14 protein-coding genes are annotated in these 13461 nt (G+C 70.0%); 1 reads left to right on the top strand and 13 read right to left on the bottom strand.

Annotated features, from left to right (window positions below):
* Position 1: 1 nt before the first annotated feature.
* A complete protein-coding gene (locus R2910_05975; protein ID MEZ4412513.1) occupies positions 2-1288 on the top strand; it encodes a DUF4147 domain-containing protein in 1287 nt (428 codons plus the stop codon).
* Position 1289: 1 nt separating this feature from the next.
* On the opposite strand, the gene R2910_05970 is transcribed toward R2910_05975, so the two are convergent.
* Genes R2910_05970 through R2910_05910 form a run of 13 tightly spaced genes read right to left on the bottom strand, consistent with a single transcriptional unit; the run spans position 1290 to position 13415 of the window.
* Positions 1290-1712, bottom strand: a complete 423-nt coding sequence (locus R2910_05970) for a LytR C-terminal domain-containing protein (protein ID MEZ4412512.1) — start codon at positions 1710-1712, stop codon at positions 1290-1292.
* On the bottom strand, positions 1682-2263 hold the full coding sequence (locus R2910_05965) for a hypothetical protein (protein MEZ4412511.1): 582 nt from the start codon (positions 2261-2263) through the stop codon (positions 1682-1684). The genes R2910_05970 and R2910_05965 overlap by 31 nt, the downstream gene beginning before the upstream one ends.
* Positions 2264-2267: 4 nt before the next feature.
* Positions 2268-2639 (bottom strand): aspartate 1-decarboxylase, encoded by a 372-nt coding sequence (locus tag R2910_05960; GenBank protein MEZ4412510.1) that lies wholly within the window; start codon positions 2637-2639, stop codon positions 2268-2270.
* Positions 2639-3511 carry a pantoate--beta-alanine ligase gene (gene panC / locus R2910_05955; protein ID MEZ4412509.1) on the bottom strand — a complete coding sequence of 291 codons (873 nt, stop codon included), beginning with the start codon at positions 3509-3511 and terminating at the stop codon, positions 2639-2641. The genes R2910_05960 and panC overlap by 1 nt, the downstream gene beginning before the upstream one ends.
* Positions 3508-4320 carry a 3-methyl-2-oxobutanoate hydroxymethyltransferase gene (gene panB, locus R2910_05950; GenBank protein ID MEZ4412508.1) on the bottom strand — a complete coding sequence of 271 codons (813 nt, stop codon included), beginning with the start codon at positions 4318-4320 and terminating at the stop codon, positions 3508-3510. The genes panC and panB overlap by 4 nt, the downstream gene beginning before the upstream one ends.
* Complete coding sequence (gene folK / locus R2910_05945; GenBank protein MEZ4412507.1) at positions 4317-4712, bottom strand: 2-amino-4-hydroxy-6-hydroxymethyldihydropteridine diphosphokinase; 396 nt, start codon at positions 4710-4712, stop codon at positions 4317-4319. Before folK ends, panB begins: the two co-directional genes overlap by 4 nt.
* Before the next feature lie 13 nt (positions 4713-4725).
* On the bottom strand, positions 4726-6807 hold the full coding sequence (locus R2910_05940; GenBank protein MEZ4412506.1) for a methyl-accepting chemotaxis protein: 2082 nt from the start codon (positions 6805-6807) through the stop codon (positions 4726-4728).
* On the bottom strand, positions 6800-7606 hold the full coding sequence (gene trpA / locus R2910_05935; GenBank protein MEZ4412505.1) for a tryptophan synthase subunit alpha: 807 nt from the start codon (positions 7604-7606) through the stop codon (positions 6800-6802). Before trpA ends, R2910_05940 begins: the two co-directional genes overlap by 8 nt.
* Positions 7599-9041: an HD domain-containing protein gene (locus R2910_05930; protein MEZ4412504.1), complete on the bottom strand. Its 1443-nt coding sequence runs from the start codon at positions 9039-9041 to the stop codon at positions 7599-7601. The genes trpA and R2910_05930 overlap by 8 nt, the downstream gene beginning before the upstream one ends.
* Positions 9038-10816, bottom strand: a complete 1779-nt coding sequence (locus tag R2910_05925; protein ID MEZ4412503.1) for a HEAT repeat domain-containing protein — start codon at positions 10814-10816, stop codon at positions 9038-9040. The genes R2910_05930 and R2910_05925 overlap by 4 nt, the downstream gene beginning before the upstream one ends.
* A complete protein-coding gene (trpB, locus tag R2910_05920) occupies positions 10813-12015 on the bottom strand; it encodes a tryptophan synthase subunit beta (protein ID MEZ4412502.1) in 1203 nt (400 codons plus the stop codon). The genes R2910_05925 and trpB overlap by 4 nt, the downstream gene beginning before the upstream one ends.
* Positions 11993-12637 (bottom strand): phosphoribosylanthranilate isomerase, encoded by a 645-nt coding sequence (locus R2910_05915; GenBank protein MEZ4412501.1) that lies wholly within the window; start codon positions 12635-12637, stop codon positions 11993-11995. Before R2910_05915 ends, trpB begins: the two co-directional genes overlap by 23 nt.
* On the bottom strand, positions 12627-13415 hold the full coding sequence (locus tag R2910_05910; GenBank protein ID MEZ4412500.1) for an indole-3-glycerol phosphate synthase TrpC: 789 nt from the start codon (positions 13413-13415) through the stop codon (positions 12627-12629). The genes R2910_05915 and R2910_05910 overlap by 11 nt, the downstream gene beginning before the upstream one ends.
* Between the last annotated feature and the right edge of the window lie 46 nt (positions 13416-13461).

The following is a 13461-nucleotide window of genomic DNA, read 5'->3' as shown; positions in this document are numbered from 1 at the left end:
AATGCGCGAACTCCTGCTCGATCTCTACCACTCGGCGCTCCAGGCCGCCGACCCGGCGGCGGCCGTCGCCCGTGAGCTGACGGCGCGTCCGCTTCGCTCCCCGGCGCCAGTGCAGATCATCGCGATCGGCAAGGCCGCCCTCGGCATGGCCGGCGCCGCATTGACGATGCTGGAAGTCACCCGGACGCCACTCGCAGGAGGCGTCATCGTCAGTCCCCAAAACGCAGGGGCGAGTGCCCGGCTCCCGGTCTTCTTCGGCAACCATCCAACCCCTGGCATTGACTCCGCGAGAGCAGCCGATGCCGTTGCCCAGGCGGTGTCAGGCATGCCGGTCGCCCATCAGGCGCTTGTCCTGCTCTCAGGCGGCGCGTCGAGCCTCGCCGCCGCACCCGCCGAGGGTATGACCACTGATGAACTCGACACCCTCTGGGACTATCTGCTGCGGAGCGGCCAGCCCATCGGCGTCATGAATGCCATCCGGAAACGGTGCCTCCGCTGGGGAGCCGGCCGCCTCGCCGCGGCGCTCGCCCCGCGAACCGTCACAGTGCTCTGCATCTCGGACGTCATCGGGGATGACCCCGGCACCATCGGTTCCGGGCCCTGTGCCCCCGACCCACGCTCGGCACGCGAGGTTCTCGGGTTGCTGGAACGGATCTCCCCGCACCGTGAAGTTCCTGCCGCCATCAGGCGCCTGCTGGAGCGTCAGGCAGCAGGCCACCTCCCCGACACGCCGAAGCCTGGCGACTCCGCCTTCCGAAACGTGGTCACCCACGTGATCGCCAGCAACCGCCTCGCCGTACAGGGGGTCAGAACGCGCGCCGAGGAGCTCGGGCTCTCCGTGCTGGCCGGCGCCTCCGACCTCTCCGGAGAGGCCCGGGACGCCGGCACACGCATCGGCGCGTTCCTCCGCGCTGGCGGGGGGGGAGCCAACTGCTTCATCTGGGGTGGGGAGACGACCGTCACGCTTTCCGGCACGGCGAACGGCCTGGGCGGTCGATGCCAGGAACTGGCACTGGCTGCCGCTGCCGAATTGGAGGACGTCCCCGGGGTCGCCTTGCTCGCGGCCGGGACCGACGGGCGAGACGGGCCCACCGATGCCGCGGGCGCCCTGGTCGACGGGACGACGTGGGCGCGCGTCACCGCCGCGAGCCGCGACCCGGAGGAGGACCTCGCGGCGCATGATGCCTACCACGCCCTCGATGCTGCACAGGCGCTCGTTCGCACGGGGCCGACCGGGACGAATGTGATGGATATCGTGATCGGAATGCGTCAGCGGAGCACCGCCTAGCTCAGGGATGCACTTCCACCGGCGGCGTGTAGTCGGTCCCGATGATCACCGTGACATCCACCCGCCGGGTCGAGTCGGGTTTCCACTCCACCGTCCCGACGCCAAGGAGCCGCGCCGCGCGCCGGGCCGCGGTGCTGTCCCCCCGCCGCACCAGCAGCTGGGTGACGGTCGCCTCACTCCCATCCGCGTTGCCGAAGAAGACCACGTCGAGGCCGCCTCGCCGAAGCACGCGGGTGGCCGTGCGGGCAAGGCCCGCCTTCCCTGAGCCATTGAGGACTTCAACCAGGAGCCGTTTGGATTCGCCGGGGATGGGGAAGGCGTGATCGGCCAGCGCGGAGGGGCGCGAGCCGTACCGGACAGCGAGAAAGGCGAGGAGGAGGACTCCCGCCCCGATCAGGGCGAGACGACGGACAGGCTGTTCCAAAACCGGACCATCGGTTCCGGCAGCGGCCAACCGGATCGGGCAAGGTAGGTGAGGCGGGCGCGCGCCACCGCGCGCAGCACGCCCGCCACGTCACGCGGAAAGAGGGCGGCGAGCTCGGCGCGCGCGGCCTCGTCGAACGTCCGGCCCGGCTCGAGGTAGTCGGCGCAGTAGAGCACCCGGCCGACCATGTCCCACTCGGCAAGCCCAAGGGAGTGATAGCGCACGGCGTCGAGCACGCCGCGGTCCGTCTCCCCTTCAGCCTTGGCCCGCGCCGCGGCGGCCGGGCCGTGCCAGAGCTCGATTGGTCCGGACGAACTCGCGGCCCATTGCCCCAGCGTGTCGCGGCTGGCGTCGCGCAGGGCGTCATGGAGCCACACCGCCTTGAGCCACCGGTTCCGCTCGGAATCGTGGACCCCCATGCGCTCCGCCCACGCGGAGACCAGCGTGGCGACCCGCTCGATATGCGCCACGCGCTCCGCGGTGACCTCCGCCCACTCCGGCAATGTGGGCCGGAGCGCGGGCGATACACGCGAGGCGGAGGCGCCGGTCAAGGAGCTATCCCTCCGCCCGGAGGGGTGGACGGACGATGCGGTTCCGCTCGTCGACGAAGACCACCCTGGGCGCGTGCTGCTTCGCCTCGGCCTCGTCGAAGACGCCGTAGCTGATGATGATGGCCAGGTCGCCCGCCATCCCGAGGCGCGCGGCTGCCCCGTTGAGCTGCAGCACGCCGGAGCCGCGCGGGCCCGGGATGACGTAGGTGCTGAAGCGCGCCCCGTTGTTGACGTTGACCACCTGCACCTCCTCATGCAGCCGCAGGTCGGCGGCATCGAGCAGGTCTTCGTCCACCGTCAGCGAGCCCTCATAGTGGAGGTCCGCCGAGGTGATGGTGGCGCGATGAATCTTGGACTTCATGAGATGGCGCTGCATCACGGGATCCCTTCCCCGAAAACAGTATTGTCGATAAGCCTCGTCGATCCGACCCGGGCGGCGATCAGCATAAGACATCCCGCCCCCACCGTCTCGACGGGGGCCAGCGCCTCGGGTTCGACGGTGGAAATATACTCCGGGCTCACACCCGGATACACCTCAAGCACCTGCCGTGCCACGGCCACCAGACGGTGGCCCGCGGTCTCCCCGCCCCGCCAGGCCTCGTGCGCCGCCCGCAGGGCGGCGCTCAGCCCCACCGCCTGCCTCCGGTCCTCGGCCGACAGGTAGGTGTTCCGGCTGCTCAGGGCCAGTCCATCGGGTTCCCGGGTGGTGGGCGCCACCACCAGGGCGACCGGCCAGTCGAGGTCGCGGACCATCTGCCGGATCAGCGCCGCCTGCTGGGCGTCCTTCTGCCCGAACACGGCGACGTCGGGCGTCACGAGGTGGAAGAGCTTGGCGACGACGGTCAGGACACCGGTGAAATGGCCGGGCCGCACCTCGCCCTCCCACCGGTCGGCGCCCGGGCCCGGAACCACGCGCGTGACGCTGCCGGGAGGGTACATGACGGAGACGTCCGGCAGAAACAGCGCATCCACGCCACGGCTCGCTGCCAGCTGGCGGTCGCGGGGAAGGTCACGGGGATAGCGGGAGAGGTCTTCCGAGGGCCCGAATTGCAGGGGATTGACGAAGATGCTCATCACGACGACGTCCGAGACGGCGCGCGCGGCATCGACGAGGGCGAGGTGCCCCTCGTGGAGGTATCCCATGGTCGGCACAAAGCCGATCCGGGATCCCCCCGCTCGTTGGGCGGTGATCCACGCACGGATCCCGGCCCCCGTCGTGAACTCTCTGGGTGCGGGGGTCTGGCTCACTCGAAGCTGTGTTCCCGGCCCGGGTACTTGCCTGACCGCACGTCCTCGCCATAGGCGGACACCGCGGCGCGGATGACGCCGTCCAGGTCGGCGTACCGCTTGAGGAACTTCACCGCAAATCCCGGATTCATCCCCAGCATGTCGGGGAGCACGAGCACCTGGCCGTCGCACTCCGCGCCGGCGCCGATGCCGATGGTGGGGATTGTCAGTTCCTTCGTGACTCGCGCGGCGAGCGCCGCGGGCACGAGCTCCAGCACGACGCCGAACGCCCCGGCCTCCTCGACGGCGCGGGCGTCCGCCACGAGCCGCTCGGCTGCCGCCTCTTCCCTCCCCTGCACCCGGTACCCCCCAAGGGCGTGCACCGACTGCGGAGTGAGCCCGATGTGCCCCATGACGGGAATGCCGCGCTCAACCAGCGCACGGATGGTCGGGGCCATCGTCACCCCGCCCTCGAGCTTCACCGCCGGCGCGCCGGTGGCCTGCATGACCCGACCGGCGTTCCGGATGGCATCCTCGATGGTCACCTGGTAGGTGAGGAAGGGGAGGTCGATCACCACGAGGGCGCGGCGCACGGCGCCCTGGACCGCACGGCCGTGGTAGATCATCTGGTCCAGGGTGGCGCTCAGCGTGGTGCTGCGCCCGGCCACGACCTGGTTGACCGAATCGCCGACCAGGATGATGTCGACCCCGGAGGTATCCAGCATCCGCGCCATCAGCGCGTCGTAGGCGGTCAGGGACACGATCCTGGTGCCGGCGCGCTTCATGGCGAGCACGTCACGCGTCGTCAGGGGTCGGGTAGTGTCGCTCATGGGGTCTGCACTTCCGCCAGGCCGCGCTGCCAGAAATCGCGGTTGGGGAGCTCCGGGTGCGGGATCGTGAGTCCAGGCTCCGCCACCGTGCGTCGCCCGAATTGAATGATGTCGATGTCGAGAGATCGCGAGGCCCAGCGCGTGCCTCGCGTCCGTCCCTCCGCACGCTCGATCGCCTGGCAGGCCTCCAGCAGGGCCCGCGGAGCAAGCGTCGTGTCGAGCTGCGCCACCTGGTTCAGGTATGGCGGCTGGTCGAGCCCCCCGAGCGGCGCCGTCTCCTCCACGGTAGAGACCTTGACCAGGCGGGTGCCGGGGAGTGCGGCCAGCGCGGCGCGGGCGGCGGCAAGGTGCTGCGCCCGATCACCGAGGTTGCTCCCCAGCGCAACCGTCACCAGCTCCGCCACGTTACTGGCCGACGGTGAAGTGGCGCGCGATCGACTGCAGGTGCGTCGAGACCTGCTCCAGCTGCTTGAGCGCGCCGTCGAGTTCCTGTTGCGCGTCGGCCGCCCGGCCCGCCTGGCCCGCCAGCACGTTGGTCTCCTCGCGAATCCGCGCGGAGACCGTCGCAAGGTGCCCGATCTGTTCCTGCAGCTTGGCGAACGCCCCCTCCTGCTGCGTCGCCGTCTCGCCGATTCGCTGCGCGGACGTTCCCGCCTCGCGCGTCGTATTCACGATCCCTTCGAGGGCCTCCACCGCCGCCTCGCCGAGCTGCTCCACCCCTTCCACCGCCCGTTCGCCATGCGACATCTGGGCGGTGATTTCCGTGACCTGCTCCGCGATGGCGGCGAGCAGCCCGCCCGCCTCCCGCGCGGCCACGGCGCTCTGGTCCGCCAGCTCCCGCACTTCCGCCGCGACGACCGCAAACCCCTTCCCTTCCTGCCCGGCGCGGGCCGCCTCAATGGCGGCGTTGAGCGAGATCAGGTTCGTGAGGTCGGCAATCTCCCGGATCGACCCGATGAACCCGGTGATGCGCTTGGTGACGTTGCCCAGTTCGCCGACCTGGCGCGAGCTCTCCGCCACGAAGTGCTTCAGGTCCACCAGCCGCGTGATGGCGTCGCGAATCGTCTCGCGGTTGCGAGACGCCGTTTCGGCGGCGCGGGCGCTGGCCTCCGCCGCCCGCTTTCCCTGCACCGCAATCTCGGCCGATCCGCTCGCCAGCGCCTTCGTTGCCTTGAGGCCGGCGGTGACGAAGGCGTCCTGCTCCCCCAGCCCGATGCGCAGCGACTTGGAGGCCGCGGTCAGCGCGTCGGCGGAGGCGTGCAGCGATTCGGTCGCGCGCGCCAGGGCGCCAACCTGCGCGCCGATACTCTCGACGGTGGTCACCAGCGGACGCCGGAGTTCGGCGATGTGGATCGCGGTGGCCACCTGGGTCGCCAGCGTCGACATCGCGGCGAGGTCCCGGGCGCGGTACATGTGCCGCTTGTGGTGCTCGAGCTCGAGCGTCCCGATGACGTCCGTGCCGAACCGGAGCGGCAGGATGACCAGGCTTTGGGTGTCGGACGCCGCCATCGGCAGCCGGGCATCCTTCGACGTGTCGTGCACCACGACCGGTTCCGCCGAGGAGATCGCCGAGAGGCGAAGCGGCTCGAGTTCCGCTGGTACCTCGCCACGGCCGCCACGGCCCACCTCGCCCCGGTAGGCCAGCGACACCACGTCGTGCTCGTCCACCCGATAGATCCGCAGGTCGCCCCAGTCGAGCAGCCGGTGCGCGAGCCGTTCAATCTGCTGGAACGAATCCAACAGCGTCACGTTCGTGGTGATGGCCGTCTCCATCAGGTGGACCTTGTTCAGGTCCTCGGCGGCGATCGCCTCTTCCAGGATCTTCTTGGTCAGGAGTCCGAAGACCCCGACGACCGCCAAGACCGCAGCCCAGCCGGGGGGGCTGAGCGCCTGGATGGCGCCGACGATGATCGCGGCGGCACCGAGGGTGAGGAGGTACGCCACCACCTCGTACCGGAGGATGAGGAGGCGCTCCTCACTCTCGAGCTTGTCCCGGAGCAGGAGCGTGAAGTAGAACAGCGCACGGGACAGGAAAAAGTAGATGCCGGCCAGGGTGAACGCGGCGGGGAGGAAGTCGAGACCGACGCCCGGCGATCCGCTCAACCGCCAGACGAGCGAGAAGATGCCGAATGACGCGAGGAATGCGATGTTTTCGCGGCCGGCGTTGACGAGGCCGGCCTTCATCGGCTTCCGCAGCCAGAGGGTGTCCACCAGGTACACGCCCGCCGCCATCCCCGCGACGACCTGCGACGGTGCCGCCACCATGACGCCGACAACTACCGGCACACCGTGCTGCGTCAGGTAGGAATACTTGCTGAGCCGGACCGGGGAGGCCCGGAGCGCCGCCACGGCCAGCAGGATCACGAGGGTGGGGATCGGCTGCTCGATCCAGCGGAGGTCCACCAGCACGGCGGCCACCGCCAGCGACCATCCCAGCCAGATCAGCACCCGGCCATAGAGCGCCAGCACCCGGGAGGTGTCAAACACGGGAGGCGCCCGCCTCAGCCGCGCGCACGCAGGCCGGGGTCAGTTCGGTGAGGAGCGCGTCGAGGGCTGACACGCCGCCTCGCCCAAGTGCGTCCACCAGGGCGCTGCCCACCACGACGCCATCGGCGCACGAAGCCACCGCGCGCACCTGGGCCGGTGTCGCGATTCCGAACCCGACCGCCAGCGGTCGACGTGCGTTCGCTCGCACCCGGCGTACGATCGCCTCGAGTTCGGCGCTGGGCGGGGTACCGGTGCCGGTCACGCCGAGGCGTCCGATGAGGTAGAGAAAGGCGGTGGCGGAGGCGTCAATCTCCGCGACCCGGGGCGAGGAGGTCGTGGGAGCCACCAGCGGGATCAGGTCGAGGTCGCTGCCGCGAACGGACTCCTCCAGCGCCGGGTCGGCACCGGCCGGCAGGTCGGTGACCAGGAGCCCGTCGACCCCCACCGTCGCGGCATCGATGAGGAGGCGGTCGAACCCATACCGGAGGAGCGGGTTCAGGTAGGAGAAGAGCACCACCGGGCAGTCGAGATCCGCTTCGGCAATCAGGTCGAGTGTACCCCGCAGCGACATCCCTCCCGCCAGGGCGTCAAACGACGCGCGCTGGATGACCGGGCCGTCGGCCACGGGATCGCTGAAGGGCACGCCGACTTCCAGGATATCCGCATGCCGGGCGGCAAGGCGGAGGGCGGCGAGGCTCGTTGCCCGATCGGGGTAGCCGGCCGTGAGGTAGGCAACCAGCGCCGCCTGCTCCGGTCGCCGGAGCGCGGTCCAGCGCGCGCGGAGCCCCGTCTCAGACAAAGTAGTCTCCCACGATGAGCCCGTACCGGCTCGGGTCGGTCACCTTCACGATCGAGCGGGCGTATCCGCCCTGGCCGTTGCCGTCAGCCAGGTCGGCTGGCTCGCCGGGGGGCGGGAGGACCGCGCCGTTGGTGTCGATGGCGATCCGGACCAGCGGCCGATTGAGGATCGTCGGGTCGGGATTCGCGCCCGCCACGATGGCCACCTCGAGGGTATCGAGGATGACGCAGGTGCCCACGGGGTAGATGCCGATGAGGTTGATCAGCGCCTTCACGAGCACGCGGTCATAGCCCCGTTTCGGGTTTTCCCACATCTCTTTCAGCACCGCGTCCGGCTGGATGGGGACCGTCTGGTAGCTCCGCCGGGTGGTGGCGGCGTCGAAGCCGTCGGCCACCGCCACGAGCCGGGAGTAGAGCCCGAGCTTGCGCGGACGAATCGGCTTCGGATAGCCGGTCAGGTCGGTCTTCATGTGATGCTCGTGCGCCACGAGAATGGCCCGGTAGGGCGTCTCCTCGTAGCGGCGCGAGCTGAAGAGGGTGAGCGTGCCGAACCACGGGTGCCGCGTCATCACCCGCCACTCGTCCTCATCGAGGCTGGTGGTCTTGTTCAGGATGTCGAGGGAGATGCGCGCCTTGCCGATGTCGTGCAGGAGCGCCGCGAGCCCGAGATCGTACAGCTGCAGCTTGCCAAGACCGAGTTTCTTGCCCAGGGCCACCGAGAAGATGCAGACGTTCACGGAATGCGTGAAGGTGTACTCGTCGTAGTCGCGGATCGTGGTGAGGCCGACGATGGAGGTCTCGTTGTTCAGGACCTGGTCCACCACGAGCTGCACGGCGCGCTTCACCTTCTTCAGGTTGGCGGTGCGCCCCATCCGGACGCTGTTGACGACATCCTTGGTGACCGCGACGCCCTGCGCGTAGGTCCGCTTCGCGACCTCGCGCGCCTCGGCGGAGTCTTCCTCTTCCTCCACGGCGCTGAGCGGCTCCAGCTGGATGTGCCGGATGTTTGCCCGTTCGAGGCGCGCAATCAGCTCCGCGAACCGGCTCCCGGCCACGTCGCGGGTGCCGAGGCTGAGGAAGACGCTGAGCAGCGCCTGCCACTCACGGCGCTCGACGCCGCGCACAATCCGCAGCGTCCCGACCTCGAAGGTGCGCAGCAGGCCGAGCACCTGGCTGAACGAGGCGTAGTTGTCGAGCTCCAGGCGGAGCCGGGTGTCGTTGACAAAGAGGAAGTCGCCCGAGGCGCGGATTTCCACGTCCTCGTCTTCGCCGAGGAGTTGTTCACCCGACGCGAGGAGGTCGTCGAGCGCCTTCTGGACCGTCGTGTTCTCGAGCGGATAGAGCTTGAGGCTCCGCAACGCCGCGTAAAGCGAGAGCAGGAGCCCGCGGCCATCGTGCCGCAGGTTGTGGTCGGCGGCGTGCGGGTCCTGGCTCATTCCGCCACCCCCCGGAGTGCCGCGGTCACGGCGTTGCGCACCTGCCGGTCGTTGTCCTCCGCCACGGATTCGAGCACCGCCCGCGCCTCCGGGGTGCCGATCTTGCCCAGCCCCAGCGCCGCGCACATCCGCACATCGGCGCTCTGCTTCCGGCGAAAGAACCCGCGCCGCACGATGAGGTCGCGAAGCGTCGCGAGCCCCCCCGCTCCTGCAATGGCGCCATAGGCTTCGAAGAAGGCCCGGCGCTCGTTGAAGTCGAGGTCCTTGCGGCCCTTGCCGTTCACCACTTCCTCCACGCGCCGGAGTGCGCCCCGGTAGCCGCGGGCGCTGAGGGCCTTCAGCGCGGCGACCCGCACCGCCCGGTCGTCGTCGCCAATCCCGCGCTCGAGCAGCACGAGGGCGCCGGGGGTGCCGATCTGCACCAGTGCCTCGGTCGCCGCCAGGCGCAACGTGGCATCCGGAGTGCTCATCACCTCGCCCAGGCCGGCGACGGCGCCCTCCAGCTTCAGGCGGCCCGCCAGTTCGATCGCGCCCGGAAGGGCCTCGGGATCGCCGGAGCGGAGCAGCCGCAACAGTTCGCCCTGGTGGGCGGACGCCAGCTGCTGGACCGCTTCTTCCACCAGGGCCCGCACCGGGGCGGAGGTCAGGCGGGGGGTCCATTCCACGAGGGTGGAGAGGGCACGCGGGCGCAACTCCCGAAGCAGTTCGGCGATGTCGCCGTCACTCGGCCGACCGGTGCCCTCATCGAGCGCCTGCATGAGCTGGCTGACGATGGCAGGCTCGCTGAGCTGGTCGACGAACTGGACCAGCCGGTCCTTGTGCACAGCCACGAGCTCGGGTGAACGATCCACCAGGACCCTGGTCTCCCGCAGCACCGCGGCGCTGGCGCGAAACTCGCCGGCGTTGAGCATGCTGGGGAAGAGCGCCTCGAGCACGCCGATGATCTCCTCGCGAATTTCCGGCTCCGGCTGCGACTCGAACAGGTCATAGAGCGCGGCGAGCGACGCATCGCGCAGATCCCGCGAGTACTCGAGGTTCAGGTCGGCGGTCAGCATGTCGACTTCGGCGGCGTCGAGGAAGTAGAGCGTCGAGTCAAACTCGTCGATGTCGACGACGCCCTTCGGCCGTTCCACGGCGTCAGCCGCGCCGCCCGCCTCGCCGGACTCCTCCCCTTCGCCCACCGTCTCCCCCGGAGCCGCGACGCCGCCGACCCCCTCACCGGCCTCCGTCCCCGCCAAGTCGCTCCGCACTTCGTCGGCATAGATGGTGCCCGCCGAGTACTGGGCGCCGGGAACCAGTTCGCCGGTGCCGTAGTCCTGGACGAACTCCGCGAAGCGCACGTCGACGAACTGGAACTCCTCAGCCCAGAGCAGCGTGAAGAGGTCGTCGGTCGCGTCCGGCGCCAGGCCTCGGACCTTGTTCACCACGCGCAGCAGCCGGGGAAGCTCCTCGATCTCCACACCCTTGCGCAGGGTCAGCACCCGGAGCCCGTCCTTGTAGAGCGTCCAGGCCAGGCTGTCCGACTTGCTCAGCTGGTGGTACACGACCGTCCCTTCCCAGACAAAATCGGTCTCGTGGACCGTCAGGATGAGTTCGTCGATGGCCGACCAGACGGGGTCGAACGCGGTCTCAAGGTTCTTGGCCGCGCGGTGAAACATCGGGTTGTTCGGCAGGTACATCTGGAAGGCCCGCGACGCCTTGACCAGCGTCCGCAGGAGTTCCTCCACCTGTTCCGGCGGCAGTACCTGCTCGAACTCCACACCCGGTTCGGTCAACGCACCTCTCCCGTTAGTGCCGCCACATGCGCCACATCCTTGTCACCACGACCGCTGAGACAGAGCAGGACAGGCATGTCCGCCTGCCATCGCCCACGCTCCGCCGAGAGCCAGGCCACAGCGTGCGCGGTCTCCAGCGCCGGAATGATCCCCTCGAGGCGGGCCAGACGCGCGAACCCGTCCAGCGCCGCGCCATCATCCACCGCGTGATACTCGACCCGGTCAGTGTCCCGGAGCCAGGCATGCTCCGGCCCTACTCCGGGGTAGTCCAGACCCGCACTCACCGAGTGGGCCGGCGCGACCTGCCCATCGGCGTCCTGCAGGAGATAGCTGAGCGTGCCGTGGAGCACACCGGGGCGCCCCGCGTGCAGCGTGGCGCTGTGGCGGCCGGTCGCCAGCCCATCCCCCGCGGCCTCGACGCCGACCAACTCCACCTCGCCGTCATCGAGGAAGGCGGTGAAGATCCCGATCGCGTTCGACCCGCCGCCGACGCACGCCACGACGGTGCGCGGCAGGCGACCGGTCCGCTCGAGCACCTGCCTCCTGGCCTCCCGCCCGATGACCGACTGGAAGTCCCGCACCATCCGCGGATAGGGATCAGGCCCGACGACCGAGCCGATGATGTAATGGGTACTCGGGACATTCGCCACCCAATCGCGCAACGCCTCATTCGTGGCGTCCTTGAGGGTTCGCGTGCCGGATTCGACCGGGACCACGGTCGCCCCGAGCAGGCGCATCCGGTACACGTTGAGCGCCTGCCGCGCCACATCCTCGGCGCCCATATACACCACGCACTCCATCCCGAGCCGCGCGCAGATCGTCGCGGTGGCCACGCCGTGCTGCCCGGCACCGGTCTCGGCGATGATCCGCCGCTTGCCCATGCGCTGCGCGAGGAGGGCCTGGCCCACCGTGTTGTTGATCTTGTGCGCACCGGTATGGTTCAGGTCTTCGCGCTTCAGAAGCACCCGGGCGCCAACCTCAGCGCTGAGGCGGGGCGCCTCGGTCAGCGGTGTGGGCCGACCCACGTAGTCGCGGAGGATGCCGCCCAACTCTTCCCAGAACGCGTCCTCGCCCCGGACGCCGTCGTACAGCGCCGCGAGCTCCTCGAGCGCGGCGAGCAGGGTCTCCGGGACGTACCGGCCGCCGTAGGGACCGAATCGTCCATTGCTGCCGCGTTCAGGGGAAAGGCTGGTCGCCACGCACCGCCTCCAGGAAGAGCCGAACGGCCGCCGGGTCCTTGCGCCCCGGACTCATCTCGACACCGCTGCTGACATCGACCACATCCGGGCCCACCGCGTCGATGGCGGCCGCCACCGACTCGGGCCGCAACCCGCCAGCCAGCACCATTCGCTGCCCGCGGAGCGCCGCGCGCGCCCGACGACCCAGGTCGAGCGCGAGGGGCACTCCGGCGCCCCCCTCGGCCCCCGCCACCCGCGGCTCGACGAGCACCGCGTCCGAGCCGGCGGCCAGGTCGGTGAGCCCGCCGCACTCGTCGGGAGCGGTGAGGCGGGCGACCGCCCACACGGCGAGACCGTTCGCCCGCAACCGCGCCGCCAGGCGGTGATCGAACGCCCCGTGCAGTTGCGCCCCGGCCAAACCGGCGGCGTCACGGCAGCGGAGAATCTCCTCCGCGGAATGCCGCCCGAACACGCCGAACACCGGGCACCCGGAGGCGGCCGCCACGATCTCCGAGGCCACGGCCACGGTCACCACCCGTGGACCACCGGCGAATACCACTCCAAGGTAAGAGGCACCCGCCTCCACGGCCACCGCCGCGTCGCCCGGCCTGGTGAGCCCACAGACCTTGGCCTCAACGCCCATGGCGTGGGACCGCGGCCATTCCGGCCAGCAGGGGCCCCGGATCGTCCGCCACCGAGAGCGCCGAACCCACGAGCACCGCGTCCGCCCCCGCGGCGGCCGCCGCCTCGACCGCAGCAACGTCTTTCATCCCGCTCTCCGCCACGGCGACGATGTCACTCGGGAGCTGGCGCAGTAACGCCCAGGCCGCCTTCGCGTTGATCGTGAAATCGCCGAGATCCCGGCTGTTCACGCCAATGACCGTCGCGCCGGCGGCGAGCGCGAGATCCACTTCGCGCTCGTCGTGCGTTTCGACCAGGGCTTCCATCCCCCAACGGCGGGCGGCGGCCAGGAGGTCCCGGAGGGCCGACGGATCGAGGGCACGGACGATCAGCAGCACGGCCGCCGCACCCGACGCGCGCGCCTCGATGACCTGCAATTCATGAAGGATGAAGTCCTTCCGGATGAGCGGGACCGTCACGACCGCCGCGACCCCCTCGAGGTCGGAGAGCGACCCGCCAAAGTGGTCCGCCTCGGTGAGGACCGACAACGCCGCGGCGCCCCCCGCTTCATAGGTCCGGGCACGCGCGGCCGAATCCAGCCTCGGTGCGAGGAGCCCCGCGGAGGGTGATTTGCGCTTCAATTCGGCGATGACCGCGACTTCCGGCCGACGCAGTGCCGCCTTGAAGTCGGGAGCGGGAGGCGCACGCCGTGCGGCTTGCTCCAGGGCCTCTCGCCGGCTGGCCAGGGCGGGCAGGCCGGCCCGAACTCCATCCAGAATGCGGTCGAGTGTTGACGTCACCTTGACCTTCGGTTCGTGTTCGGGTACCTTGATTCGGGCTCTCTTC

It is taken from the genome of Gemmatimonadales bacterium, assembly GCA_041390145.1.
Lineage (GTDB): Bacteria > Gemmatimonadota > Gemmatimonadetes > Gemmatimonadales > GWC2-71-9 > SPDF01.
Note: the sequence above shows the minus strand (reverse complement) of the source record. Positions and strands in the feature narration are given on the sequence as shown.

What these genes read in the sequence shown, in the direction of transcription:
- R2910_05960 (MEZ4412510.1), bottom strand. Translation starts at nt 2,639, where the DNA reads ATGCAGCGCCATCTCATGAAGTCCAAGATTCATCGCGCCACCATCACC.
- R2910_05975 (MEZ4412513.1), top strand. Translation starts at nt 2, where the DNA reads ATGCGCGAACTCCTGCTCGATCTCTACCACTCGGCGCTCCAGGCCGCC.
- R2910_05930 (MEZ4412504.1), bottom strand. Translation starts at nt 9,041, where the DNA reads ATGAGCCAGGACCCGCACGCCGCCGACCACAACCTGCGGCACGATGGC.
- R2910_05915 (MEZ4412501.1), bottom strand. Translation starts at nt 12,637, where the DNA reads ATGGGCGTTGAGGCCAAGGTCTGTGGGCTCACCAGGCCGGGCGACGCG.
- panB (MEZ4412508.1), bottom strand. Translation starts at nt 4,320, where the DNA reads ATGAGCGACACTACCCGACCCCTGACGACGCGTGACGTGCTCGCCATG.